At 71.6% G+C, this 25,707-nt stretch carries 26 protein-coding genes; 18 read left to right on the plus strand and 8 right to left on the minus strand.

All coding sequences use genetic code 11. From position 1 onward, the window contains the following. The 3 genes from ACFV3E_RS44085 to tkt form a co-directional block, all read right to left on the minus strand. Positions 1-674, minus strand: a 674-nt coding sequence (locus tag ACFV3E_RS44085) for a glucose-6-phosphate dehydrogenase (protein ID WP_500541829.1), incomplete at its 3' end; no start/stop codon positions are given. A 5-nt stretch (positions 675-679) separates the two neighbouring features. Further along, a complete protein-coding gene (gene tal, locus ACFV3E_RS44090) occupies positions 680-1,798 on the minus strand; it encodes a transaldolase (protein ID WP_500541831.1) in 1,119 nt (372 codons plus the stop codon). A 40-nt stretch (positions 1,799-1,838) separates the two neighbouring features. After that, positions 1,839-3,917 carry a transketolase gene (gene tkt, locus ACFV3E_RS44095; RefSeq protein WP_500541833.1) on the minus strand — a complete coding sequence of 693 codons (2,079 nt, stop codon included), beginning with the start codon at positions 3,915-3,917 and terminating at the stop codon, positions 1,839-1,841. A gap of 347 nt (positions 3,918-4,264) precedes the next feature. Here tkt and ACFV3E_RS44100 point away from each other — a divergent pair, with 347 nt between their 5' ends. The 4 genes from ACFV3E_RS44100 to ACFV3E_RS44115 all read left to right on the plus strand — a co-directional run bounded on the left by ACFV3E_RS44100 (position 4,265) and on the right by ACFV3E_RS44115 (position 8,125). Beyond that, on the plus strand, positions 4,265-5,209 hold the full coding sequence (locus ACFV3E_RS44100; protein ID WP_500370196.1) for a heme o synthase: 945 nt from the start codon (positions 4,265-4,267) through the stop codon (positions 5,207-5,209). Positions 5,210-5,233: 24 nt separating this feature from the next. Next, entirely contained in the window at positions 5,234-5,596 is a 363-nt protein-coding gene (locus ACFV3E_RS44105; protein ID WP_499511226.1) for a hypothetical protein, read from the plus strand. A 70-nt stretch (positions 5,597-5,666) separates the two neighbouring features. Then, positions 5,667-7,019, plus strand: a complete 1,353-nt coding sequence (locus tag ACFV3E_RS44110; protein ID WP_500541835.1) for a glutamine synthetase family protein — start codon at positions 5,667-5,669, stop codon at positions 7,017-7,019. After that, a complete protein-coding gene (locus ACFV3E_RS44115) occupies positions 7,016-8,125 on the plus strand; it encodes an amidohydrolase family protein (protein ID WP_500541863.1) in 1,110 nt (369 codons plus the stop codon). Before ACFV3E_RS44110 ends, ACFV3E_RS44115 begins: the two co-directional genes overlap by 4 nt. Before the next feature lie 15 nt (positions 8,126-8,140). Here ACFV3E_RS44115 and ACFV3E_RS44120 read toward each other — a convergent pair whose 3' ends face one another. From ACFV3E_RS44120 to ACFV3E_RS44130, 3 genes are all read right to left on the minus strand, one after another. Continuing rightward, positions 8,141-9,157, minus strand: a complete 1,017-nt coding sequence (locus ACFV3E_RS44120; RefSeq protein WP_500541837.1) for a COX15/CtaA family protein — start codon at positions 9,155-9,157, stop codon at positions 8,141-8,143. Positions 9,158-9,273: 116 nt separating this feature from the next. Continuing rightward, on the minus strand, positions 9,274-10,044 hold the full coding sequence (locus ACFV3E_RS44125) for an ABC transporter permease (protein WP_500541839.1): 771 nt from the start codon (positions 10,042-10,044) through the stop codon (positions 9,274-9,276). After that, positions 10,041-10,967, minus strand: a complete 927-nt coding sequence (locus ACFV3E_RS44130) for an ABC transporter ATP-binding protein (protein WP_500541841.1) — start codon at positions 10,965-10,967, stop codon at positions 10,041-10,043. The genes ACFV3E_RS44125 and ACFV3E_RS44130 overlap by 4 nt, the downstream gene beginning before the upstream one ends. Before the next feature lie 212 nt (positions 10,968-11,179). Here ACFV3E_RS44130 and ACFV3E_RS44135 point away from each other — a divergent pair, with 212 nt between their 5' ends. The 12 genes from ACFV3E_RS44135 (at position 11,180) to ACFV3E_RS44190 (ending at position 21,023) form a co-directional block, all read left to right on the plus strand. After that, positions 11,180-11,929 carry a helix-turn-helix transcriptional regulator gene (locus ACFV3E_RS44135; protein WP_500541843.1) on the plus strand — a complete coding sequence of 250 codons (750 nt, stop codon included), beginning with the start codon at positions 11,180-11,182 and terminating at the stop codon, positions 11,927-11,929. After that, positions 11,926-13,347, plus strand: coding sequence for a Fe-S cluster assembly protein SufB (gene sufB, locus ACFV3E_RS44140; RefSeq protein WP_500370201.1), 1,422 nt, complete (start codon positions 11,926-11,928; stop codon positions 13,345-13,347). Before ACFV3E_RS44135 ends, sufB begins: the two co-directional genes overlap by 4 nt. 188 nt (positions 13,348-13,535) lie before the next feature. After that, the gene (gene sufD, locus ACFV3E_RS44145; RefSeq protein WP_500541845.1) at positions 13,536-14,711 is read left to right on the plus strand and encodes a Fe-S cluster assembly protein SufD; all 1,176 of its coding nucleotides are present in this window, start codon (positions 13,536-13,538) and stop codon (positions 14,709-14,711) included. Next, positions 14,708-15,037, plus strand: a complete 330-nt coding sequence (locus ACFV3E_RS44150) for a non-heme iron oxygenase ferredoxin subunit (protein ID WP_396348051.1) — start codon at positions 14,708-14,710, stop codon at positions 15,035-15,037. Before sufD ends, ACFV3E_RS44150 begins: the two co-directional genes overlap by 4 nt. Positions 15,038-15,044: 7 nt before the next feature. Next, a complete protein-coding gene (gene sufC, locus ACFV3E_RS44155; RefSeq protein WP_500541847.1) occupies positions 15,045-15,809 on the plus strand; it encodes a Fe-S cluster assembly ATPase SufC in 765 nt (254 codons plus the stop codon). Next, complete coding sequence (locus tag ACFV3E_RS44160; protein WP_500370204.1) at positions 15,806-17,065, plus strand: cysteine desulfurase; 1,260 nt, start codon at positions 15,806-15,808, stop codon at positions 17,063-17,065. Before sufC ends, ACFV3E_RS44160 begins: the two co-directional genes overlap by 4 nt. A gap of 19 nt (positions 17,066-17,084) precedes the next feature. Further along, positions 17,085-17,549: a Fe-S cluster assembly sulfur transfer protein SufU gene (gene sufU / locus ACFV3E_RS44165; RefSeq protein WP_500370205.1), complete on the plus strand. Its 465-nt coding sequence runs from the start codon at positions 17,085-17,087 to the stop codon at positions 17,547-17,549. Further along, a complete protein-coding gene (locus tag ACFV3E_RS44170) occupies positions 17,546-17,887 on the plus strand; it encodes a metal-sulfur cluster assembly factor (protein ID WP_500541849.1) in 342 nt (113 codons plus the stop codon). The genes sufU and ACFV3E_RS44170 overlap by 4 nt, the downstream gene beginning before the upstream one ends. A 105-nt stretch (positions 17,888-17,992) precedes the next feature. After that, complete coding sequence (locus tag ACFV3E_RS44175) at positions 17,993-18,781, plus strand: hypothetical protein (RefSeq protein ID WP_500541851.1); 789 nt, start codon at positions 17,993-17,995, stop codon at positions 18,779-18,781. A 50-nt stretch (positions 18,782-18,831) separates the two neighbouring features. After that, positions 18,832-19,152 carry a DMT family transporter gene (locus tag ACFV3E_RS44180; protein WP_500327259.1) on the plus strand — a complete coding sequence of 107 codons (321 nt, stop codon included), beginning with the start codon at positions 18,832-18,834 and terminating at the stop codon, positions 19,150-19,152. After that, positions 19,152-19,706, plus strand: a complete 555-nt coding sequence (locus ACFV3E_RS44185; protein WP_500541853.1) for a TetR/AcrR family transcriptional regulator — start codon at positions 19,152-19,154, stop codon at positions 19,704-19,706. The genes ACFV3E_RS44180 and ACFV3E_RS44185 overlap by 1 nt, the downstream gene beginning before the upstream one ends. Before the next feature lie 105 nt (positions 19,707-19,811). After that, a complete protein-coding gene (locus tag ACFV3E_RS44190; protein WP_500541855.1) occupies positions 19,812-21,023 on the plus strand; it encodes an MFS transporter in 1,212 nt (403 codons plus the stop codon). Here the strand turns inward: ACFV3E_RS44190 and ACFV3E_RS44195 are convergent. Then, positions 21,001-21,888 (minus strand): winged helix-turn-helix transcriptional regulator, encoded by an 888-nt coding sequence (locus tag ACFV3E_RS44195; RefSeq protein WP_500541857.1) that lies wholly within the window; start codon positions 21,886-21,888, stop codon positions 21,001-21,003. The genes ACFV3E_RS44190 and ACFV3E_RS44195 overlap by 23 nt on opposite strands. Positions 21,889-21,956: 68 nt before the next feature. On the opposite strand from ACFV3E_RS44195, the gene ACFV3E_RS44200 reads away from it, so the two are divergent. After that, complete coding sequence (locus ACFV3E_RS44200; protein ID WP_500541859.1) at positions 21,957-23,234, plus strand: MFS transporter; 1,278 nt, start codon at positions 21,957-21,959, stop codon at positions 23,232-23,234. A 10-nt stretch (positions 23,235-23,244) separates the two neighbouring features. Continuing rightward, positions 23,245-24,237, plus strand: a complete 993-nt coding sequence (dapD, locus tag ACFV3E_RS44205; protein ID WP_500541861.1) for a 2,3,4,5-tetrahydropyridine-2,6-dicarboxylate N-succinyltransferase — start codon at positions 23,245-23,247, stop codon at positions 24,235-24,237. A gap of 260 nt (positions 24,238-24,497) precedes the next feature. Here dapD and ACFV3E_RS44210 read toward each other — a convergent pair whose 3' ends face one another. Beyond that, the gene (locus ACFV3E_RS44210) at positions 24,498-24,704 is read right to left on the minus strand and encodes a hypothetical protein (protein WP_500327265.1); all 207 of its coding nucleotides are present in this window, start codon (positions 24,702-24,704) and stop codon (positions 24,498-24,500) included. Positions 24,705-25,707: the final 1,003 nt, after the last annotated feature.

Here is a 25,707-nt window from a genome sequence, read left to right on the forward strand (position 1 = left end):
CGGTTCCACAGCGGCTCGAACATCGTGTTGGCGAAGCGCAGCGCCAGGATGTTCTGGACGGTCTCCTTGCCCAGGTAGTGGTCGATCCGGAAGACGTCCTGGGAGCGGAAGACCTGGTGGACCACCTGGTTGAGCTCCTGGGCGCTGGCCAGGTCGTGGCCGAAGGGCTTCTCGATGACGGCCCGTCGCCAGGAGCCCTCGGGAGGATCGGACAGCCCGTGCTTCTTCAGCTGCTGGACCACGCTCGGGAAGAACTTGGGCGGCACCGAGAGGTAGAAGGCGAAGTTGCCGCCCGTACCGCGGGCCTTGTCCAGTTCGTCGACCGTGGCGCGCAGCTTCTCGAAGGCCTGGTCGTCGCCGAAGTCGCCGGGGACGAACCGCATCCCCTCGGAGAGCTGCTGCCAGACCTCCTCGCGGAAGGGGGTGCGCGCGTGCTCCTTGACGGAGTCGTGGACGACCTGCGCGAAGTCCTCGTCCGCCCAGTCGCGGCGCGCGAAGCCGACGAGCGAGAAGCCCGGTGGCAGCAGCCCGCGGTTGGCGAGGTCGTACACGGCAGGCATCAGCTTTTTGCGTGACAAATCGCCCGTGACGCCGAAGATCACCAGGCCCGACGGTCCCGCGATGCGCGGGAGCCGTCGGTCCGATGCGTCACGCAGCGGGTTGGCGCTGCTCAACGTGCTTACGCCTCCTTCGGCGCCAGGCGCTTGAGCTCGGCCTCGGTCGAGCCCAGCAGCTCGTTCCAGGACGCCGCGAACTTCTCGACGCCCTCGTCCTCCAGCAGCTGGACGACGTCGTCGTACGAGATGCCGAGCGCGGCGATCGCGTCCAGCTCGCCCTGGGACTGCTCGTACGTGCCGCGGATGGTGTCCCCGGTGACCTCACCGTGGTCGGCCACCGCGTCGAGCGTGGCCTCGGGCATGGTGTTGACGATGCCCGGGGCGACCAGCTCGGTCACGTACAGGGTGTCCGGGTAGGACGGGTCCTTCACGCCGGTGGAGGCCCACAGCGGACGCTGCTTGTGCGCGCCCTCGTGCTCCAGCGCCTGCCAGCGGTCGGAGGAGAAGACCTCCTCGTACGCCTGGTAGGCGAGCCGGGCGTTGGCGACGGCGGCCTTGCCCTTGAGGGACTTGGCCTCGTCGCTGCCCAGCTTCTCCAGGCGCTTGTCGATCTCGGTGTCCACCCGCGAGACGAAGAAGGAGGCCACCGAGCGGATCAGGGAGAGGTCCAGGCCCGCGGCCCGGGCCTTCTCCAGGCCCGCCAGGTAGGCGTCCATGACCCCGCGGTAGCGCTCCAGGGAGAAGATCAGCGTGACGTTGACGCTGATGCCCCGGCCGATCACCTCGGTGATGGCCGGCAGGCCCGCCTTGGTGGCCGGGATCTTGATCAGGGTGTTGGGCCGGTCCACCAGCCAGGCGAGCTGCTTGGCCTCGGCGATGGTGGCGACGGTGTTGTGCGCCAGACGCGGGTCGACCTCGATGGACACCCGGCCGTCCTGGCCGCCGCTGGCGTCGTACAGCGGGCGCAGCACGTCGGCGGCGTCGCGCACGTCAGCGGTGGTGATCATGCGCAGGGCCTCGTCCACCGTCAGCTTCCGGGCGGCGAGGTCGGTGAGCTGCTGCTCGTAGCCGTCCCCGCTGGAGATCGCCTTCTGGAAGATCGAGGGGTTGGTGGTGACACCGACCACGTGGCTCTGGTCCATGAGCTCGGCCAGGTTGCCGGAGGTGATCCGCTTGCGGGACAGGTCGTCGAGCCAGATCGCCACGCCCTCGTCGGAGAGGCGCTTGAGTGCGTCTGTCATGGGTTCTGCATCTCCTCGGTACGTCGTATGCGTCGGTGCGTCAGCGTGCGGCGGCGGCGAGCGAGTCGCGCGCCGCGGCGGCCACGGCCTCCGCGGTCAGACCGAACTCGCGGTAGAGGACCTTGTAATCGGCGCTTGCCCCGAAGTGCTCCAGGGACACGATCCGGCCCGCGTCGCCGACGAAGCGGTGCCAGGTCAGCCCGATGCCGGCCTCGACGGCGACCCGCGCCCGCACGTTCGGCGGGATGACGCTGTCGCGGTACGCCTGGTCCTGCTCCTCGAACCACTCCACGGACGGCATGGAGACCACGCGCGCCGGGATGCCGTCGGCCTGCAGCTGCTCGCGGGCCTCGACGGCCAGCTGCACCTCGGAGCCGGTCGCGATCAGGATCACCTGGGGCTGGCCGCCCTCGGCGTCGAACAGCACGTACCCGCCCTTGACGGTGTCCTCGTTGGCCGGGTAGGTCGGCACGTTCTGCCGGGTGAGGGCCAGACCGTGCGGGGCGGGGTTGGCCGTGTGGCGGCGCATGATCTCAGCCCAGGCGATCGCCGTCTCGTTGGCGTCGGCCGGACGGACGACGTTGAGGCCGGGGATGGCGCGCAGCGCTGCCAGGTGCTCGATCGGCTGGTGGGTCGGGCCGTCCTCGCCCAGGCCGATGGAGTCGTGCGTCCACACGTAGGTGGCCGGCAGCTTCATCAGCGCCGCCAGACGGACCGCCGGGCGCATGTAGTCCGAGAACACCAGGAAGGTGCCGCCGTAGACACGGGTGTTGCCGTGCAGCGCGATGCCGTTCATGGTCGAGCCCATGGCGTGCTCGCGGATGCCGAAGTGCACGGTGCGGCCGTACGGGCTCGCCTCCGGCAGCGGGTTGTCGGCGGGGAGGAAGGACGACGAGGCGTCGATGGTGGTGAGGTTCGAGCCCGCCAGGTCGGCGGAGCCGCCCCACAGCTCGGGGATCACGCCGCCCAGCGCCTTCAGCACCTCGCCGGAGGCCTTGCGGGTGGCGACGTCCTTGCCCGCGGGGAACTCCGGGACGACGTCCTCCCAGCCGGCCGGGAGCTCGCCGGCGTGGATGCGGTCGAAGGTCCTGGCCCGCTCCGGGTTGGCGGAGCGCCACTCCTCGAACCGCTTGGTCCACTCCGCGTGGGCCTCGCGGCCGCGGTCGGCGACCTTGCGGGCGTGCGCCAGCACCTCGGGGACGACCTCGAAGTCCTGCTCGGGGTCGAAGCCCAGCACCTTCTTGGTGGCCGCGACCTCGGTGTCGCCCAGCGCCGAGCCGTGGGCGGCCTCGGTGTTCTGCGCGTTCGGGGCGGGCCAGGCGATGATCGTGCGGGCCGCGATGATCGAGGGGCGGTCGGTGACGGCCTTGGCCTTCGCGAAGGCGGCGTACAGGGCCCGGACGTCGAAGTCGCCCGAGGGGTCCTGCTCGATGCGCTGCACGTGCCAGCCGTAGGCCTCGTAGCGCTTCAGCACGTCCTCGGAGAAGGCGGTCGCGGTGTCGCCCTCGATCGAGATGTGGTTGTCGTCGTAGAGGGCGACGAGGTTGCCCAGCTTCTGGTGCCCGGCCAGCGAGGACGCCTCGGCGGAGATGCCCTCCTCCAGGTCGCCGTCGGAGACGATCGCCCAGATGGTGTGGTCGAAGACCGACTCGCCCGGCGCCGCGTCCGGGTCGAACAGGCCGCGCTCGTAGCGGGCGGCCATCGCCATGCCCACCGCGTTGGCGACACCCTGGCCCAGCGGGCCGGTGGTGGTCTCCACACCCGTCGTGTGACCGTGCTCGGGGTGGCCGGGGGTGCGCGAGCCCCAGGTGCGGAAGGCCTTGAGGTCCTCCAGCTCCAGGCCGTACCCCGAAAGGAAGAGCTGCGTGTACAGCGTCAGGGACGTGTGTCCCGGCGAGAGGACGAAGCGGTCGCGACCGGTCCACCCGGCGTCCGAGGGGTCGTGCCGCATCAGCTTCTGGAACAGCAGGTAGGCCGCGGGGGCGAGGCTCATCGCCGTACCCGGATGGCCGTTGCCGACCTTCTGTACGGCATCCATCGCCAGAACCCGGGCGGTGTCAACCGCACGCCTGTCAAGCTCGGTCCACTCCAGCTCGGTGGTGGTCGGCTCGGTGCTCACCTGAGAGGGCTCCTCTCCACATGTATTACGCCGGTGACGAAGTGCACACCGGGCGTTGCCGAGCCTACCCCTGCACGTACGTGCACCTATTCGAGTGTGGGCCCGACGCCTGCCGCAACCGATCCCCGGGCAGCCACATTCCCTCCCCGGCACCGGTGGTGTCACCAGCGTGCCCCGGTCAGCGTTTCTTCGCCTGTTGAACACAGAACACCTTCAGGTTGCGCCTCTCTTGCGCTATGGAGGCCAACACGTGCCACCCCCGAGCGCGGGCGGAGTATCCGCTACGTCTAAAGTGGCGTGGTACGCGCAAGCGGAGCCGCTTGCTGGACTTTTCCTCAGGGGTGTTCGTGACGGCCGTCGAATCCCGGCCCGCCGGAGCCATCGGATCGAGCCATCGCCACCGGCCGTTCGGTGCCCGTGTGATGGCGTTCGTGGCGCTGACCAAGCCGCGCATCATCGAGCTGCTGCTCATCACGACGGTTCCGGTGATGTTCCTTGCGGCGGGTGGTGTGCCCGACCTCTGGCTGGTCGCGGCGACCATGATCGGCGGCTACATGTCGGCGGGCGGCGCGAACGCCCTCAACATGTACATCGACCGTGACATCGACGCGCTCATGCACCGTACGGAGCAGCGCCCGCTGGTCACCGGCATGGTGGCGCCGTGGGAGTGCCTGGTCTTCGGCGTCACGCTTTCGGTGGTTTCCACCGCCTGGTTCTGGGTGCTCGTCAACCCGCTGTCGGCGGCGCTGTCCCTCACCGCCATCCTCTACTACGTCTTCGTCTACACCCTCGGCCTCAAGCGCCGCACCGCCCAGAACATCGTCTGGGGCGGCATCGCCGGCTGCATGCAGGTGCTCATCGGCTGGTCGGCGGTGCGGAACGAGCTGGCCTGGGCGCCGTTCGTCCTCTTCCTCGTCCTCTTCTTCTGGACGCCGCCGCACTACTGGCCGCTGTCGATGAAGGTGAAGGACGACTACGCGCGCGTGGGCGTGCCCATGCTGCCGGTGGTGGCGGGCAACGTCGTGGTCGGCCGGCAGATCGTCATCTACAGCTGGGTGATGGTGCTGGTCTCGCTCACCCTGTGGTGGCCGCTCGGCGCGGCGAGCTGGTTCTACGCGGCCGCCGCCGTGCTGCTGGGCGCCTTCTGGCTGGTCGAGGCGCACGCCCTGTACGGGCGGGCGAAGGCCGGTGTGGTCGGCGCCAAGCTGAAGGAGATGCGGCTGTTCCACTGGTCGATCACCTACGCGACGCTGCTGTTCGTGGCCGTCGCCGTGGACCCCTTCCTGCGCTGATTACCGGCGGGTAGCATTCCTTTCATGGCAGAGACCCAGGAAGCAGTCACCCAGGCCGCGGACCGCCGGGCCGCGGCCCGTGCCGAGCGCCGCGCCGCCCGCCTGGCGAAGCAGATCACCGCGTTCGCCAAGAGCCACGGCGGCGGCGCCGAGGGCCAGATCGCGTACATCGGCGAGGTCGGCACCCGCATCGTGCTCGTCGGCGAGAACGGCGAGTGGGGCGACCTGGTGGCGCCCACGTACGACATCGCCCGCAGCGCCGTCGAGCGTTCCGGGATCACCGTGCACGAGTCCTTCGACGGCGACCTCGCGGCCAAGGTGCGCACCGGCCGCTACGAGTGGTCGCGGATGGCCGGGATCCAGATCGGCGGACGCGCCAACACCTGACGCCGGGCACGCCCGTTAAGGACCATGGGAGTGGTCCGGTCGACGGACGGGCCGGTACGAGGAGGCGTCGGTGGAGACCGAGGAACGGGACGAGCGGCGGCTGACGGCCCGCCGGGAAGCGGCGCGGCTGTCCGCGGAGGGCGTGCGCGCCGTCGCCGTCAGCTGGGTCGACAACGCGGGCATCAGCAGGGCCAAGACCGTGCCGACCGCCCGGCTGCCGCACGCCGCGCTCCGCGGGGTGGGCATGTCGCCGGTCTTCGACGTCTTCACCTCCGACGACGCCATCACCTCCTCCCCGTACATCGCCGGCCCTGACGGCGACCTGCGTCTCTTCCCCGACCTGGACCGCCTCACCGTGCTGGCCGCCCGGCCCGGCTGGGCCTGGGCCCCGGCCGACCGCTACGACCAGGACGGCCGCCCGCACCCCGCCTGCCAGCGGCTGTTCGCCCGGCGCATGACGGAGCGGGCCGCCGAGCGCGGCCTGGAGCTGCGGATGGGCTTCGAGACCGAATGGGTCGTGGTCAAGGACGACGGCAGCGGCGACTGGGCGTCCCGCGGCCCGGCCTACGGCCTGACGCGGGTGACCGAACTCTCGGACTACCTGCTCGACCTGCACGACGCGCTCGCCGCGCAGCGCATCGAGGTGCTGCAGGTGCACCCCGAGTACGCGCCCGGCCAGTTCGAGGTCTCCACCGCGCCCGCCGACCCGGTGCGCGCCGCCGACGAGGTCGTCCTCGTCCGCGAGACCGTACGCGCGGTCAGCGCCGCCCACGGCCTGCGCGCCTCCTTCGCCCCGGCCGTCGTCGCCGGGCAGGTCGGCAACGGCTGCCACCTGCACCTGAGCCTGCGCGAGCACGGGCACAACCTGCACCGCGACCCCAGCGCCCCGTACGGCCTGGCGCCCGCCGCGAACACCTTCCTGGCGGCCGTGCTCGACGCCCTGCCCGCTCTCTGCGCCATCGGCGCCCCGTCCCCGGCCAGCTACCTGCGGCTCGTCCCCTCCCGCTGGGCCGGCGTGCACCGCTGCTGGGGCGTGGAGAACCGCGAGGCGGCGCTGCGCCTGGTGCCGGGCGAGTCCGACGACCCCGACGGCGGTCACGCCGAGCTCAAGCCGTTCGACGCGGCGGCCAACCCCTATCTCCTGGTCGGCTCCGTCATCGCGGCGGGCCTGGCCGGCCTGCGCGACGGCGCGGGAACGCTGCCCCCTCCGGTCAGCGGCGATCCCGGCGAGCGCGGCGACCAGAAGCGGCTGCCGACCTCGCTCAGCGAGGCCGTCTCGCACCTGGTGCGCAGCGGGACGCTGAAGGAGGCGCTGGGGGAGGCGCTGTTCGGCGCGGTGGTCGCGGTGCGGCGCGCCGAGTCCGAGGCACTGGCCGAGTACGGGCCCGCCGAGCTCGCGGAGGCCACCCGGTGGCGGTGGTGATCGAGCTGCCGCCGCTGGTCGACCACCACTGCCACGGCGTCGTCCGCGGCGACCTCGGCATCGCGGCCTTCGAGGGGTACCTCACCGAGTCCGACGCGCCCGCGGCGCCCGGCACCACCTACTTCGACACCCAGACCGGCTTCGCCGTCCGCCGCTGGTGCCCGCCGCTGCTCGGCCTGGAGCCGCACTGCCCGCCGGCGAGCTACCTCGCCCGGCGGCGTGAACTCGGGGCGAACGAGACCACGCGCCGGCTGCTGCACGGGAGCGGCATCGGCACGTACGTCGTCGACACCGGACTGCCGGGCGACCTGACGACGCCCGCGGAGCTGGCCGCGGCGGGTGGGGGAGGGCAGCGGGAGATCGTACGGCTGGAGCGGCTCGCCGAGGACGTCGCCGGGAGCCGCGACTCGGCCGGGGCCCTGGTCGAGGGCATCGCCGAGGCCGTCCACGCCGCCGCGCGCACCGCCGCCGGCTTCAAGTCGATCGCCGCCTACCGCCACGGACTGGGCCTCGCCCCGGAGCCCCCGGCGCCCGGTGAGGTCCGGCACGCCGCCGGGGCGTGGCTGGACGCGCGCCGCGCCGGCCGCGCCCGGCTCGACCACCCCGTCCTGCTGCGGCACCTGCTGTGGACGGCCGTCGCGACCGGGCTGCCGCTGCAACTGCACACCGGCTTCGGCGACCCGGACCTGCGGCTCGACCACGCCGATCCGGCGCTGCTGACGGACTTCGCCCGGGCGACCGCGGGCACGGGTACCGACCTGGTGCTGCTGCACTGCTACCCGTACCACCGTCAGGCGGCCTACCTGGCGAACGTCTTCCCCCACGTGCACGCGGACGTCGGTCTCGCCCTCACCCATGTGGGGGTACGGGCGGGCGCGGTCCTCGCGGAGTTCCTGGAGCTGGCGCCGTTCGGGAAGCTGCTGTTCTCCACGGACGCCTACGGGCTGCCCGAGCTGTACGTGACCGGCGCCGAGGCCTTCCGCGGCGCGGTGCGCGACGTGCTGGGCGGCTGGGTCGCGGACGGTGCCTGGTCGGCGGCCGACGCGCGGCGCGTCGCGGCCATGGTGGCCGCGGACAACGCGCGACGGCTGTACCGGCTCGGCTGACCGGGCCGGTGGCGGCTAGGCGGCCGGCGCGGGCTCGGGGGCGGCCGCGACGGCCTCGGCCACCGGCGCCTCGCCGGGCTCGGTCTCCGGCCGCTCGCGCATCGAGAGCAGCACCCGCAGCACCGCGATCCACACCAGCGTCGACCCGAGCATGTGGAGGGCCACCAGCATCTCGGGCAGCTTCGTGAAGTACTGGACGTAGCCGATGACGCCCTGCGCCAGCAGCACGACCAGCAGGTCCCGTACCCGGGCCCGCGGCCCCCCGGGGGCGTCGACGGCACGCAGCACGAACCACAGCGCGATCGTCAGCCCGCACACCACCCACGCCAGGTCGGCGTGGAGCTGCGAGATGGTCTCCCACTTCACCGGGACGCGCGGCACGTCGCTGCTGTCGCCCGCGTGCGGCCCCGCCCCCGTCACGAGCGTGCCGACCGCGATCAGCGCCGCGGAGGCGGCGACCAGCACCCACGCCAGCTGCCGGACCGGCTTGCCGACCAGGGGGCGCGGTCCCGCGTCGCCCTCGCCGGCCCGCTGCCACGTCAGCAGCGCGACGGCGATCAGCGCGCTGGAGAGCAGGAAGTGCGCGGCGACGGTGTACGGGTTGAGACCGGTCAGGACGGTGATGCCGCCGAGTACGGCGTTGCCCATGACGACCCAGAACTGGGCCCAGCCCAGCCGGGTCAGTCCGCGCCGCCACGGCTCCGCGGCCCGGGCGGCGATGATCGCCCAGCCGACGGCCGCGCACAGCACGTAGGTCAGCATGCGGTTGGCGAACTCGATCGCCCCGTGCAGCCCCATGGCGCCGGTCGCGGTGAGGCTGTCGTCGGTGCACTTGGGCCAGGTCGGGCAGCCGAGACCCGAACCGGTCAGCCGGACGGCGCCGCCGGTCACCACGATGACGACGCTCATCACGAGCGCGGCCAGCGCGGCCCGCCGGACCGTCCCGGGGGACGGGGTCCAGCGCTGGGCGATGAAGGCCAGGGGGTTTCGCGCGGCTTGGCCTGCTTGGCTGAGATTCGGCACGGCCACCATCGTAGGGGCCTCCTTGTGCATTCCTTCACGAGGGGGACGCCCAGGGGAGGGGGCGGGGGACGTGAGCGGCGTCGACCAGCGGAAGGACGCCGGCTTCGCCCGCTACGTGGACCGCGTCATTCCCACCTGAACCAGCGCGCCGCCGCGCCGAGCCCCAGCACCGCCCACACGGCGAGGATCCCCAGGTCGCCCCAGGGCACGCCGGCGCCGTGCTGGAGGACGTCGCGCAGGCCGTCCGACAGGGCCGAGACAGGCAGCAGTTCCAGGACGGAGCGCGCGGCTCCGGGGAACTTGTCGAGCGGCACGATCACCCCGCCGCCGACGAGCAGCAGCAGGAAGACCAGGTTCGCGGCGGCGAGCGTGGCCTCGGCGCGGAGCGTGCCGGCCATCAGCAGGCCGAGGCCGGAGAAGGCCGCCGTGCCCAGGACGAGCAGCAGGAGCACCGAGAGCGGGTTGCCGTGCGGCGACCAGCCCAGGGCGAACGCGATCACGGTGAGCAGGACGATCTGCAGGATCTCGGTCACCAGCACGGAGCCGGTCTTGGCGGTCATCAGCGCCCAGCGCGGCAGCGGTGACGCGCCGAGCCGCTTCAGCACGCCGTAGCGCCGCTCGAAGCCGGTGGCGATGGCCTGGCCGGTGAAGGCGGTGGACATCACGGCCAGCGCGAGGATGCCGGGGGCCAGGAAGTCGACGGCCTTGCCGGCGCCGGTGTCGACGATGTCGACGGCGCTGAAGAGCACCAGCAGCAGCGTGGGGATGACGACGGTCAGCAGCAGCTGCTCGCCGTTGCGCAGCAGCATCCGGGTCTCCAGTGCCGTCTGCGCGCCGATCATCCGGGGCAGCGGGGCCGCGCCGGGGTCGGGGGTGAAGGTGCCGGTGGCGGTCACGAACGCAGCTCCTTGCCGGTGAGCTCCAGGAAGACGTCCTCCAGGGTGCGCCGCTCGACCGCGAGGCGGTCGGGCATCACGCCGTGCTGGGCGCACCAGGAGGTGACGGTGGCCAGCATCTGCGGATCGACCTTGCCCTCGATGCGGTAGCTGCCCGGGGTGAGCTCCACGGCGGCGGAGTCGGCGGGCAGTGCCTTGAGCAGCGAGGCGAGGTCCAGTCCCGGGCGGCCGCTGAAGCGCAGGGTGTTCTCCGCGCCGCCGCGGCACAGTTCCTCGGGGGTGCCGCTCGCTATCACGCGGCCTTTGTCGACGATCGCGACGTCGTCCGCGAGCTGCTCGGCCTCGTCCATGAAGTGCGTGGTCAGGACGACGGTGACGCCGTCGGCACGCAGCTCGCGGACCAGCTCCCAGGTGGCGCGGCGGGCCTGCGGGTCCAGGCCGGCCGTCGGCTCGTCCAGGAACACCAGCTCCGGGCGGCCCACGACCGCCATCGCGAGCGCCAGACGCTGCTGCTGGCCACCGGAGAGCCGGCGGTACGGGGTACGGCCGCAGGACTCCAGGCCGAGCCGTTCGATCAGCAGCGCGGGGTCGAGGGGGTGGGCGTGCAGCTTGGCGGTGTGCCGCAGCATCTCCTCGGCGCGGGCACCGGCGTACACGCCGCCGGACTGCAGCATCACGCCGATCCGGGGCCGCAGCGCGGCGGCCTCCCGTACCGGGTCGAGCCCCAGCACGCGGACCCCGCCCCCGTCCGGACGGCGGTATCCCTCGCAGGTCTCGACGGTGGTGGTCTTCCCGGCTCCGTTGGGTCCGAGCACGGCGGCCACGGTGCCCCGGGCGACGGTCAGGTCGAGCCCGTCCACCGCGGTCTTGGGGCCGTATCGCTTGACCAGTCCGGTCACCTCGACCGCGGGGTCCATTCGCATGACGGGAAGTCTACGAACCCCAGGGGCGCGCTCCGCCGGGAGGGCGGTGCCCGAGGCCGCCGCCGGCCGTGGCGGGTGCGCGGGGGCCGGTCCCGGGCACCGGGGAAGATCGTTTCCGCAGGTCAGGTTAGGTTTCCCTAAGTGACGCAGCAGACATTCACCCGGGGGGCCGCCGCTTGCCTCTCCGAGATGAATTACGCAACACTGGTCTTGTGAAAAACGTGTCCGAGGCTCAGGAGGAGCAGACGACCGGGGAGCGGAGCACCCGCAACCGGGTCGCCAGGTCCGTCCTGGTCCACGGGCCGTCGACCGCCGCCGACCTGGCGGAACGGCTTGGGCTGACCCAGGCGGCCGTACGCCGGCACCTGGACGCGCTCTTCGCCGAGGGCATGGTCGAGCCGCGTGAGAAGCGGGTCTACGGGAACCGCGGCCGCGGCCGCCCCGCCAAGGTGTTCGCGCTGACCGACTGCGGTCGCGACGCCTTCGACCAGGCCTACGACCAGCTCGCCGCCGACGCCATGCGCTGGATCGCCGAGTCCGCCGGAGGCGGGGAGGACGGCGACGCCGCGGTGTCCGCCTTCGCCCGTGCCCGGGTCGCCGCGCAGGCCGAACGCTACCGGGCGGTCGTCGAGGCGGCCGACCCCGAGGAGCGCACGCAGGCGCTCGCCGAGGCCCTCAGTCAGGACGGGTACGCTGCCACCACGCGCGGCGCGCCCGCCTCCGCCGGGGAGCAGCTCTGCCAGCACCACTGCCCGGTGGCCCACATCGCCGAGCAGTTCCCGCAGCTGTGCGAGGCGGAGGCCGAGGTCTTCTCCCGCCTGCTCGGCACCCATGTACAACGGCTGGCGACCATCGCCCACGGGGACGGTGTCTGCACCACCTTCGTGCCGAAGACCGCGTCGCCGGCCGGCTCCACCGCACCGACCAACACCGCAAGCAACGCCGGGAGGAACCCCGCATGACTGCCCCCCTGGAGACGGCTCACCCTGAACTCGAGGGTCTGGGCAACTACGAGTACGGCTGGGCCGACTCGGACGTAGCCGGTGCCGCCGCCCGTCGAGGCCTGAGCGAGGACGTCGTCCGCGACATCTCCTCGAAGAAGAACGAGCCCGAGTGGATGCTCAAGCTGCGTCTCAAGGGCCTGAAGCTCTTCGGGAAGAAGCCCATGCCCACCTGGGGCTCGGACCTGTCCGGCATCGACTTCGACAACATCAAGTACTTCGTGCGGTCCACGGAGAAGCAGGCGGAGTCCTGGGAGGACCTGCCCGAGGACATCAAGAACACCTACGACAGGCTGGGCATCCCCGAGGCGGAGAAGCAGCGGCTGGTCGCGGGTGTGGCCGCGCAGTACGAGTCGGAGGTCGTCTACCACCAGATCCGCGAGGACCTGGAGGAGCAGGGCGTCATCTTCCTGGACACCGACACGGCGCTGAAGGAGCACCCGGAGCTGTTCCAGGAGTACTTCGGCACGGTCATCCCGGCGGGTGACAACAAGTTCGCCTCCCTGAACACTGCGGTGTGGTCCGGCGGCTCCTTCATCTACGTGCCGAAGGGCGTGCACGTCGAGATCCCGCTGCAGGCCTACTTCCGGATCAACACCGAGAACATGGGCCAGTTCGAGCGGACGCTGATCATCGTCGACGAGGACGCCTACGTCCACTACGTCGAGGGCTGCACGGCGCCGATCTACAAGTCGGACTCCCTGCACAGCGCCGTGGTCGAGATCATCGTGAAGAAGGGCGGCCGCTGCCGCTACACGACGATCCAGAACTGGTCGAACAACGTGTACAACCTGGTCACCAAGCGTGCCGTGGCGTACGAGGGCGCGACCATGGAGTGGGTCGACGGCAACATCGGCTCCAAGGTGACCATGAAGTACCCGGCCGTCTACCTGATGGGCGAGCACGCCAAGGGCGAGACGTTGTCGATCGCCTTCGCGGGCGAGGGCCAGCACCAGGACGCCGGCGCCAAGATGGTGCACATGGCGCCGAACACCTCCTCCTCGATCGTCTCCAAGTCGGTGGCCCGCGGCGGTGGCCGCACCTCCTACCGCGGCCTGATCGAGATCGGCGAGGGCGCCGCCGGCTCCAAGTCGAACGTGCTGTGCGACGCGCTGCTGGTGGACACGATCTCCCGCTCGGACACCTACCCGTACGTGGACGTCCGCGAGGACGACGTGTCGATGGGCCACGAGGCGACCGTCTCCAAGGTCAGCGAGGACCAGCTCTTCTACCTCATGAGCCGCGGCCTGGAGGAGACCGAGGCGATGGCCACCATCGTCCGCGGCTTCGTGGAGCCGATCGCGCGCGAGCTGCCCATGGAGTACGCGCTGGAGCTCAACCGGCTGATCGAACTGCAGATGGAGGGCGCGGTCGGCTGACGCCCGGCTGCTCCGTCCACCACGAACCGATGCCCCTGCAGGGCCGTGAGCGAGCCAACGGGCGCGCCGCTTCCGAAGGTGACGAGACCAAGCGAGGAACGAGCGCAGTGTCGAGGAACGTCGGAAGCGGATTCGAGCGCCCGGAGGCGAGCGAGCACAAATAGGCAGAAAGAGGCAGTAAGACAGCCATGGCTGAAACCATCCCGGCCGCCGGTGCCACCACCGAAGGCGCCATCCAGGTCGGCCAGCCCCGGGACGCCCGGGTCAGCGCGCCCGCGTCCTACGACGTGGCCGACTTCCCCGTGCCGAACGGCCGCGAGGAGGAGTGGCGCTTCACCCCGCTGGAGCGGCTGCGCGGTCTGCACGACGGCACCGCCGTCGCGACCGGTGGCGGCGTCAAGGTCGAGGTGAGCGCCCCCGCGGGCGTCACCGTCGAGACCGTCGGCCGGGACGACGCCCGGGTCGGCAAGGCGGGCAAGCCGGTGGACCGGGTCGCCGCCCAGGCCTACAGCTCCTTCGAGAAGGCGTCGGTCATCTCCGTCCCCAAGGACGCGGTGCTCGCCGAGCCGGTGCGGATCTCGGTGCACGGCCAGGGCGGGGTCGCCTTCGGCCACCAGGTCGTCGAGGTCGGCGCCTTCGCCGAGGCGGTCGTGGTCATCGACCACACCGGTGACGCCGTCGTCGCGGCCAACGTCGAGTACCTGATCGGTGACGGCGCCAAGCTGACCGTCGTGTCGATCCAGGACTGGGACGACACCGCCGTGCACGCGGCCCAGCACACCGCGCTGGTCGGCCGCGACGCGACCTTCAAGTCCGTCGTGGTCACCTTCGGCGGCGACGTCGTGCGGCTGCACCCGCGGGTCGTCTACGGGGCCCCGGGCGGCGAGGCCGAGCTCTACGGCCTGTACTTCACCGACGAGGGCCAGCACCAGGAGCACCGCCTCTTCATCGACCACGACACCCCGCACTGCCGGTCCAACGTGGCCTACAAGGGCGCGCTGCAGGGCCGGGACGCGCACGCGGTGTGGATCGGCGACGTGCTCATCCGCGCCGAGGCCGAGGGCACCGACACCTACGAGCTCAACCGCAACCTGGTGCTCACCGACGGCGCCCGGGTCGACTCGGTGCCGAACCTGGAGATCGAGACCGGCGAGATCGTCGGCGCCGGCCACGCCTCGGCGACCGGCCGCTTCGAGGACGAGCAGCTGTTCTACCTGATGGCCCGCGGCATGCCGGCCGACGAGGCCCGCCGGCTGGTCGTCCGCGGCTTCTTCGCCGAGCTGATCCAGCAGATCGGCGTCGCCGACCTGCAGGAGCGCCTGCTGGAGAAGATCGACGCGGAACTGGAGGCGTCCGTCGTATGACCGCCGCCGAAGGTTTCGTCCGCGCCTGCGCGCTGAGCGAGCTCGAGGAGGACACGCCCAAGCGTGTCGAGCTCGGCGGCGTGCCGGTGTCGGTCGTGCTCACCGAGGGCGAGGTGTTCGCGATCAACGACATCTGCTCGCACGCGAACGTCTCGCTGTCCGAGGGCGAGGTGGAGGACTGCCAGATCGAGTGCTGGCTGCACGGCTCCTCCTTCGACCTGCGGACCGGCAAGCCGTCCGGGCTGCCCGCGACGCGGCCCGTCCCCGTATACCCCGTTCAGATCCAAGGGGACGATGTGCTCGTCTCCGTCACCCAGGAGTCCTGAGACACCCATGGCAACGCTTGAGATCCACGACCTGCACGTCTCCGTCGAGGCCGAGGGCGGTCCGCGGGAGATCCTCCGCGGTGTCGACCTGACCGTGAAGCAGGGCGAGACCCACGCCATCATGGGCCCGAACGGCTCCGGCAAGTCGACCCTGGCCTATTCGCTCGCCGGGCACCCGAAGTACACCGTCACCGGTGGCACGGTGACCCTGGACGGCGAGGACGTGCTGGCCATGTCCGTCGACGAGCGGGCCCGGGCGGGCGTCTTCCTGGCCATGCAGTACCCGGTCGAGGTCCCCGGCGTCTCCGTCTCCAACTTCCTGCGCACCTCGGCCACCGCCATCCGCGGCGAGGCCCCGAAGCTGCGCACCTGGGTGAAGGAGGTGAAGGAGGCCATGGAGCGCCTGCACATGGACCCCTCCTTCGCCGAGCGCAACGTCAACGAGGGCTTCTCCGGCGGTGAGAAGAAGCGCCACGAGATCCTCCAGCTCGAACTGCTCAAGCCCAGGATCGCGATCCTCGACGAGACCGACTCCGGCCTGGACGTCGACGCGCTGCGCATCGTCTCCGAGGGCGTCAACCGGGTGCGCGAGAGCGGTGAGGTCGGCACCCTGCTGATCACCCACTACACGCGCATCCTGCGCTACATCAAGCCCGACCACGTCCACGTCTTCGCCGCGGGCCGGATCGCCGAGTCCGGCGGCCCGGAGCTGGCGGACAAGCTGGAGGCCGAGGGCTACGAGGCCTATGTGAAGGGAGGCGCGTCCGCATGACATTGCAGCTGCCGGGCCTGCTGGACACCGAGGCGATCCGCAAGGACTTCCCGGTGCTGGACCGGCTGGTCCACGACGGGAAGAAACTCGTCTACCTGGACAACGCGGCGACCTCGCAGAAGCCGCGCCAGGTCATCGACGCCCTCAGCGAGTACTACGAGCGCTACAACGCCAACGTCCACCGCGGTGTGCACACGCTCGCCGAGGAGGCCACGGCGCTGTACGAGGGCGCCCGTGACAAGATCGCCGCGTTCGTCAACGCCCCGAGCCGCGACGAGGTGATATTCACCAAGAACGCCTCGGAGTCGCTGAACCTGGTCGCCAACATGCTGGGCTGGGCCGACGAGCCCTACCGCGTGGACAGCGACACCGAGATCGTCATCACGGAGATGGAGCACCACTCCAACATCGTCCCGTGGCAGCTGCTCTCGCAGCGCACCGGCGCGAAGCTGAAGTGGTTCGGCCTGACCGACGACGGCCGGCTCGACCTGAGCGACATCGAGCAGGTCATCACCGAGAAGACGAAGATCGTCTCCTTCACGCTCGTCTCCAACATCCTGGGCACGGTCAACCCGGTCGAGGCGATCGTGCGCCGCGCCCAGGAGGTCGGTGCCCTGGTGCTGATCGACGCCTCGCAGGCCGCGCCGCACATGGTGCTGGACGTGCAGGCGCTGCAGGCCGACTTCGTGGCCTTCACCGGCCACAAGATGCTCGGCCCGACCGGCATCGGCGTGCTGTGGGGCCGCCAGGAGCTGCTGGAGGACCTCCCGCCGTTCCTGGGCGGCGGCGAGATGATCGAGACCGTCTCCATGCACGAGTCGACGTACGCGCCCGCGCCGCACAAGTTCGAGGCGGGTACGCCCCCGATCGCCCAGGCCGTCGGCCTCGGCGCGGCCGTGGACTACCTGAGCGCCATCGGCATGGACAAGATCGCCGCGCACGAGCACGCGATCACCGAGTACGCGCTGAAGCGGCTGAAGGAGGTGCCCGAGCTGAAGATCATCGGCCCGGACACCCCCGAGGGCCGCGGCTCCGCGATCTCCTTCACGCTGGGCGACATCCACCCGCACGACGTGGGCCAGGTCCTGGACGAGCAGGGCATCGCCGTGCGCGTCGGCCACCACTGCGCGCGGCCGGTCTGCCTGCGGTACGGAATTCCCGCGACCACACGAGCGTCGTTCTATCTGTACTCCACGCCGGCCGAGGTCGACGCCTTGGTCGAGGGCCTGGAGCACGTACGGAACTTCTTCGGCTGAGGGACGGACGGCGAAGCCTGTGAAGCTGGATTCGATGTACCAGGAAGTCATCCTGGACCACTACAAGAACCCGCACGGCCGCGGCCTGCGCGACGGTGACGTCGAGGTGCACCACGTCAACCCGACGTGCGGTGACGAGATCACGCTGCGCGTCAAGCTCGACGGCACGTCCATCCGGGACATCAGCTACGAGGGCCAGGGCTGTTCCATCAGCCAGGCCAGTGCCTCCGTGCTCAACGAACTGCTCGTCGGCCGCCAGGTCGACGAGGCCGTGAAGGTCCAGGAGGTCTTCCTGGAGCTGATGCAGTCGAGGGGCAAGCTGGAGCCCGACGACGCGATGGAGGACGTGCTGGAGGACGCGGTCGCGTTCGCGGGCGTCTCGAAGTACCCGGCGCGCGTCAAGTGCGCGCTGCTGAGCTGGATGGCGTGGAAGGACGCCACCGCCCAGGCTCTGGGCGATGGCGCGGTCAGGGAGTCCGCATGAGCGAGAACGCAGAAGTGACGACGACGAAGCCGGCGAGCGAGGAGGAGATCCGTGAGGCCCTCTACGACGTCGTCGACCCCGAACTGGGCATCGACGTCGTCAACCTCGGCCTGATCTACGGCATCCACATCGACGACGGCAACGTCGCGACCCTCGACATGACGCTCACGTCGGCGGCCTGCCCGCTGACCGACGTCATCGAGGACCAGGCGAAGTCGGCCACCGACGGCATCGTCAACGACCTGAAGATCAACTGGGTCTGGATGCCGCCGTGGGGCCCCGACAAGATCACCGACGAGGGCCGCGAGCAGCTGCGCGCGCTCGGCTTCAACGTCTGACCCGCACGGGACCACGACCGCGGGACGCCGCTCCGGGCAGGAGCGGCGTCCCGCGGTCGTATTTTCGTTTGCGCGGGTTCCTCCGGGTCGGCGAGTCTTCCGCGCATGAGCAGTCATTTCGCCGCCATCGGACTCGGCGTGACCGACCGGGACTCCTTCCGTTCACTCGTCGTCGGGCTCCTGGAACGCGCGGACACGCAGCAGGTCGAGGGTGAGCTGAGCCGGCACGTGTGGACGGGCGCCGGTGGCGCCCGGGTCGTCATCGAGACGCAGGGGCGCTCGATCGCCCAGGTGCTGCCCTGCCTGGCGCCCGCCGGAGAGCCGGTGCCGGTGGCCCGCGTGGCGCTGGTGGACGAGGAGACCGCCCGGCTCGAACTGCTGGACCGGCCCGGCGGGACGATGCTGTGCCCGCTCGCGGTGGAGCTGGAGGACCGCGCCGTGCTGCGTTCCCGGGGCGGTACGGCCCCCGAGGGCGAACTGCGCCTCGCCGCGCTCGCGGAGCGGCTCACCCTCCACACCGGGGGCAGGCAGGCGTACGACGCCGCGCAGGAGGAGGGCGAGATCGGTTTCGCGCCCGACTACCTCATTCCCTTCGGCCTGTTCACGCCGGAGGGGGCGGGCGAGGACTGGGTGCCCTCGGCGCACGCGGCGTTCGCCGGGGAGGTCCTGCTCGCCGAGGTCCACGAAGGCGAGGCCGGGGGCGGCCGCTTCCACCGGCTGCGGGTGCGCACCATCGGCGGCCACGAGGTCGATGTCGCCGTGGCCGGCGAGGAGTTGACGGACACCCCGGCCCCGGGGCACTGGGTGGACGGGGAGTTCTTCCTGACGGGTTCGCTGGGCCTGGCGCCGGCGCCGGACACCGCCCGGAAGCGGTGGTGGCCGCGCCGGTCCTGAGGGGCCCGCCATGCGTACAAGCGTACACATCGATGTGTACGCTTGTACGCATGGCATACGCATTGCTGGGCGGGGCGATCCTCGCGGAAGTGCTCGGTACGACGTCCATGAAGTACAGCGACGGCTTCACCAAGCTGTGGCCCTCCCTCGGCACCACCGCCGGCTACCTGATCGCCTTCGCGCTGCTCGCGCAGACGCTCAAGTCGATGTCGGTGGGCACCGCCTACGCGATATGGGCCGGAGTCGGCACGGCCGCGATCGCCGCCATCGGCATGGTCTTCCTCGGCGAGGCGGCCACCGCCGCCAAGCTGACGGGGATCGCCCTGGTCATCGCCGGGGTGGTCGTCCTCAACCTCGGCGGCGCCCACTGATGGCCCGCCGGTACGACCCGGAGCGGCGGCAGCGCATCATCGACGCCGCGATCCGCGTCGTCGGCGAGCGCGGCATCGCCGGGCTGAGCCACCGGGCCGTCGCCGCGGCGGCGGACGTCCCGCTCGGCTCGACCACGTACCACTTCGCCACCCTCGACGACCTGCTGGTGGCCGCGCTGCGGCAGTGCAACGAGGCCTTCTTCCGGGAGGTCGGGGAGCGCGCCCTGCTCGGCTCGCCCGGCGTCGGCCTCGCCGCGGAACTGGCCCGGTTCGTCGAGGAGACGGTCTCCCGGGACCGTCCGCGTGCGCAGCTGGAGTACGAGCTCTACCTCGCCGCGCTCCGCCACGATGCCGTACGCCCGGTCGCCGCGGAGTGGGTGGACCACATGGCCGCGCTCCTCACCCGGTGGACCGACCCGGTCACCGCCCGCGCGCTGGCCGCCCTCACCGACGGGATGTGCCTGCAGGCACTGCTGACCGGCCGCGACATCGACCGGGAGGAGGCCCGCGAGGTCTTCGCCCGGATCATCGGCACATGTGACCGGGTTCGCTGACCTATACCGGCCGCGACCTGATCCGGCATCCTCACGCGCCGCATTCACGCCTTCACGTGATCGATTCTTGTAGAGCGTCGATCGGAGGGCAGTATGAAACAGGCGATGAAGGACATACCGAGGGTGGTGTGGCTCCTGGCCAGCGGCATGTTCTTCGTGGCGGCGGTGAGCTTCACCTTCGTCTACCTCTTCGTCTACCTGACCGGACCGCGTGGGCTCAGCACCTCCCAGGCAGGACTCATCGCCGGTGTGGGCGGCGTCGGCATGGTCGCCGGCAACTTCACCGGCGGCTGGTTCGGCGACCGCTTCGGGCACCGCCGCACCCTGATCACCGGCATGGTCGTGTCCGGTCTCGGCCTGGCGGCCCTGCCGCTGACGCCGACCGCCGCCCTCGCGGTGGTCTTCCCGGTCGCCCAGTACGCCACCGGCATCACCCGGGCCTCCAACTCGGCGCTCATCGCCTTCTCCGTGCCCGAGGGCTCCCGCCGTCAGGGCTTCGCCCTGCTGCGCTTCATGGCGAACCTCGGCGTCACCGTGGGCCCGCCGCTCGGTGCGCTGATCGCCACGACGATCTCGTACGACTGGCTGTTCGTGGCCGACGGCCTCGGCATGCTCTTCTTCGGTGTCTACGCGCATTTCATCCTGCCGGCGAACGGCAACCACCGGCCCAAGGGCGAGGCCTCGCCCGACGCGCCCGGCCTGTGGTCCGCGCTGCGCGCCCGGCCCGCCGTCCTGGTGCTGCTCGTCGCGATCCCGGTCGCCGACACCATCTACCGGCAGCAGTACTCCACCCTGCCCGTGTACCTGAAGGACCACGGCATCGGCACGGGCGTCTACGGCGCCCTCATCGCCATCAACGGCGCCCTGGTGATCCTCCTCGAACTCCCGGTCACCATCGCCCTGCGCCGGCGTGCCCCGCTGCCGATCATCGGGCTCGGCGTGATCCTGGTCGGGCTCGGCTTCGCCGCGCTGACCACCGGCGGCTGGTACGTCGCGTCCGCCGTCGCGATGATGATCCTGCTGACCGTGGGCGACATCCTCTACAAGTCGCCGTCCACCGCCTACGTCGCCGACAACGCCCCCGACCACCTGCAGGGCCGCTTCCAGAGCATGTACGCCGGCGCGTCCATCAGCGGCGTGGTGCTGGCCGCCCCGCTCGGCGGCGTGCTCTACGAGCACGCGCCGGGCGCGCTGTGGCCGCTGTGCGCGGTGCTCGGCGTCGTCGCCGGCGCGGCCGTGCTCGGCGCCCGGCAGCTGCCGGGCGTACGGGACGCGGCCGCCGAACCGGACGCGGTCAAGGCCGCGACGCAGTCCTGACCGCATCGAGGGCCGCCACCACGCTCGCCGTGATGTCCGTGACCGGGTAGAACACCCGCCGGACCACCCGGTCCGCGCCGACCACCAGCGTCAGCCGCTTCAGCCGCACCGCGCCGCCCGCGCGGAAGGTCGGCAGCCGCAGCGCCGCGGACAGGGTCAGCTCCGCGTCCGACAGCAGCGGGAAGCGCAACCGCTCCCGCTCGGCGAACTCCGCCTGCTCGTCCGGGCGCTGGGCGCTCACCCCGTGCACGGCCGCGCCCGCCGCGGTGAACTCCGCCTGCCGGTCCCGGTAGGTGCAGGACTCCAGCGTGCAACCCGCCGCCCCCGGGATGTCGCCCCAGCCCGGGGGGTAGGACGCGGGCCGCGCGTAGGCGCCGGGGAAGCAGTAGAGGACCGTGAACGGGCGGTCCGCGGCCACCGGGTCGAGCAGTTCGCCGTCCGGGCCCGCGGGGAGCAGCAGCGCGGGCACGCGGGTCCCCGCCAGCGCGTGCACGCGCTCCGCCTCCCGTGAGCCGTCCGGTGCGGTGCCGGTGGTCGTGCCGTCGCCGAGCACCCACTGGTCGCCCCAGTCCTGGAGGGCGATCAGCACCGGCAGCAGCGCCCGGCCGCGCGGGGTGAGCCGGTACGCGTAGCGCACGGGGCGGTCCTGGTACGGCTCACGGGCCAGCACGTCCGCGTCGACCAGCAGGCGCAGCCGTTCGGCCAGCACCTTGCGGGACACGCCGAGTTCGCGCTGCAGGTCGTCGAAGCGATCCACGCCGCGGGCGGCGTCCCGCACGATCAGCAGCGTCCACCAGTCGCCGACCACGTCGAGGGCCTGGGCGATGGAGCAATTCGCGTCACCGAGTTCTGTGCGGCGGGCCATGCCGCTATCCTGCCAGCCGGGAGTGAGTTTCCAAAAGGAACTCACTGGGTGGAGGAGGGGGTGCGGGCATGCGCGAGGTGCCCAGGGTCGTCTGGTTGCTGGCCGCCGGGGTGTTCACGAACGCGGTCGTGAGCTTCACGTTCGTCTACCTCTTCGTCTGGCTGACCTCGGTACGGGGCCTGCCCGTCCCGGAGGCCGGGCTGATCGCCGGCACGGGCGGGGTGGGCCTGGTCGCCGGCAACTTCACCGGCGGCTGGTTCGGCGACCACCTCGGGCACCGCCGCGTGCTGCTCGCCGGGTCCGTCGTCTCCGGCGCCGGACTCGTCCTGCTGCCCGCCCTGCCCACCGCCGCGCTGCTGCCCGTCCTGCTGCTCGCGCAGTACGCGGCCGGTACCGTGCGGGCCGCCAACTCCGCGCTCGTCGCCGTCTCCGTCCCCGAGGGTGCGCGCCGCCAGGGCTTCGCCGTGCTGCGCTTCGCCTCCAACGCGGGCTTCACCGTGGGGCCGCCGCTCGGCGCGCTCCTGGCCGCCCGCACCTCGTACACCTGGCTCTTCGTCGCCGACGGCCTCGGCACGCTGCTCTTCGCCGGCTACGCCGCCCGCGCGCTGCCCGCCCAGGGCGCCCGCCGGGCTGCCCGTGCCGTCCGTGCCGCCGGCGCCGACGGGTTGTGGGCGGCACTGCGCGCCCGGCCCGCCGTCGTGGTGCTGCTGGCGACGGTCCTGGTCACCGACACCGTCTACCGGCAGCAGTACTCCACCCTGCCCGTCTGGCTCGCCGACCACGGCATCGGCACCGCCGCGTACGGCCTGCTGATCGCCGTCAACGGAGGCGTCATCCTCTGCCTGGAGATCCCGGCCACCGTCGCCCTGCGCCGCCGCCCGCCGCTGCCGATCATCGGCACCGGGCTCGTCCTCGTCGGCGCGGGCTACGCCGCCCTGGCCGGCGGCCCGTACATCGCCGCCGCGGTCACGATGATGCTGCTCCTCACGGCGGGCGAGATCCTCTACAAGACCACCGCCACCGCCTACGTGGCCGACAGCGCCCCCGACCACCTGCAGGGCCGCTTCCAGTCCCTGTACGCCGGGGCCTCCGTCAGCGGCACCGTCCTCGCCCCGCCCCTCGGCGGCGCCCTGTACGACGCCGCGCCCGGCGCGCTGTGGCCGGTCTGCGCGGTGCTGGCCGCGCTCAGCGGGGCGGTGCTGCTGGCGGCCGCCGCACGGTGGCGGCGCGGCTCCGGGAGCGTCGACGCGGGTGCGCGGGACACCGGATCCGCCGGGGCCGAGGCGGGCGGGCGCCGGCGTTCCGGATTGCGGGCCGGTTGGGCAAGTGCGGGACGCAACGACTAGCGTTCGACACATGACTGAAACGACCGCCACCTCTCGCGCCACCGGTGCCGTTGCCGCAGGCCTCGCCACGATCGCCGCCGACGGCACCGTCCTCGACACCTGGTTCCCCGCGCCCGAGCTCGTGGCGGCGCCCGGCCCTGCCGGGACCGAACGGCTCACCGCCGAGCAGGCCGCCGAGCTGCTGGGAGACGCCGCGCCCAAGGCCCTGGGGCCGGACCCGCGCCGCGGCGTCGAGGTCGTCGCCGTACGCACCGTCATCGCCTCGACCGACGACAAGCCGCTCGACGCGCACGACGCCTACCTGCGGCTGCACCTGCTGAGCCACCGCCTGGTGAAGCCCAACGGCCAGAACCTGGACGGCATCTTCGGCCTCCTGGCCAACGTCGTCTGGACCTCCGTCGGGCCCGTCCCCGTCGGCGACATCGAGCGCGCCCGCCTCGCCGCCCGCGCCGAGGGGCTGCACCTGTCGGTCTACGGCGTGGACAAGTTCCCGCGCATGACGGACTACGTGGTCCCCGCCGGCGTCCGCATCGCCGACGCCGACCGCGTCCGCCTCGGCGCGCACCTCGCGTCCGGCACCACCGTGATGCACGAGGGCTTCTGCAACTTCAACGCCGGCACGCTGGGCACCTCCATGGTCGAGGGCCGCATCAGCCAGGGCGTCATCGTCGGCGACGGCTCCGACATCGGCGGCGGCGCCTCGATCATGGGCACCCTCTCCGGCGGCGGCAAGGCCGTCGTCTCCATCGGCGAGCGCTGCCTCCTCGGCGCCGAGGCCGGCATCGGCATCTCCCTGGGCGACGACTGCGTCGTCGAGGCCGGCCTCTACGTCACGGCGGGCACCCGGGTCTCCCTCCCCGACGAGACCATCGTCAAGGCCAAGGAGCTCTCCGGCGCCGACAACCTCCTCTTCCGCCGCAACTCCATCACCGGCGCGGTCGAGGTCCTCCAGCGCACGGGCTCGTGGGGCGGGCTGAACGAGATCCTGCACAGCCACAACTGACCGCCGGCGGCCGTGACCTGCGGCCGTCTTGTCGATCAACGTCCTGATCTGCTGCTGAGCTGTCGGCAGTTGTCGACGTTGGCCATCGCTGGTCATCGCTGAGCGCCCTTCCACGGCCCGAGGACGGCCCGGGAGGGCGCTCGTGCATGACCCCCGCTTCAGGAGTTCGATCCGGGCGCCGCCCGGCGGCACCACCGTGCGGTCGGGACGAGCGTGCGGGAGCGCCCCGCAGCGCGTGGCTGCGGGGCGCATAGTGGGGTCTAGTCGACCATCTGCCCGTCGTACGTGCCACCCTTGCAGGTGTTGGTCGCCCAATCGACCGTTCCGCCGCCCTGCTCACACTCACCTGGCGTGGGGCTGGCGGTGGTGGCGGCGGTTGCAGCGGTGGCGGTGGCGGCGCCGGTGAGGCCGAGTCCGGTGAGGGCTGCCGTGGCGATGACGGCGGCGAGGATTCGTCGAATGCGCATGTGGTTCCCCTTTCACGCATTGCCTCGGTTCGGACACTAGTCAGCTTGATCTTCACCCATGTGGGTGGCACGTCATGTTGCGCCATTCGGGTGACAGCGCTGTCGGGTGCGGGGCCGGTGACGCGGGCCGTCAGGCGGGCCCTGGTGGGCAGTGCTGCGCGTGGCCGCCTAGCGGTCCCGTCCTTGGGAGATCGCCGGTCCACGGGCCGCACATGGATGAACTGAACAAGTTCAGTTGAGGACTCACGGGGGAGTCCGGACTGCCTGCGATGTGGCGGCCCGGGCCCGGGCTACTGCCCGCGCCATGGAGCGCCGCACGGCTGGTAGCGGTGGGACGAGCGGCGGATGACCCGACGGGATCACCGCAGGCCACACGACTGGACCTGGCGCCGCCACGTAAGTGGGATCGGCCAAAGTGGCCGGCTGAAGTCGCGGAGTCGATCACCCCGGCCATCCACGCTCCCACCATCCACCGCCCGCAGGATCCGGGGGAGCTCCCAGCCGTCGCGCACCTGATCCCTAGGTCGGGCCTGGCGGTGTGGGTCATGGGTGGGGAATCAAGCTCGGTCCGGTGCGTCGGCCCTATGTGGGTCGGCGTGTGATGCGTGATCATGCCCGGGGCATCGATGGTGGCGCGGTGCCGAAGGCATGGAGTGTGCAGCGAACGGCCCGGAAGCCGTTGGGGCCGAGCAACCGGATGCCGAAGGCGAGAGCCCCCGGCCTTGGACCGATCCGCCGTGGGCAGTGACCGAGGGGATTGAGGCTCAAGCCCTGGACGCTGTCGAGCAATGGAAGCTGACGGTTCCCAGGGTGGTGCTGCCGAGTCCCGTTCTCCCAAGTGCGCGACGGCTGGGAGCTCCGCCGGATCCTGCGGGCCGTGGTCGGAAGGATCCCCCATCCCCGCCCGGAAGGACTCCGTTGGGAAAGTCGTAAATCGGCTCTCGGGAGCGGGTCATGCCGCAAGGGTGAGGCGTGCGAGATGGGAGACGCGAGTGGTGCCGAG

Source organism: Streptomyces sp. NPDC059718, from assembly GCF_042733315.1.
Classification (GTDB): domain Bacteria; phylum Actinomycetota; class Actinomycetes; order Streptomycetales; family Streptomycetaceae; genus Actinacidiphila.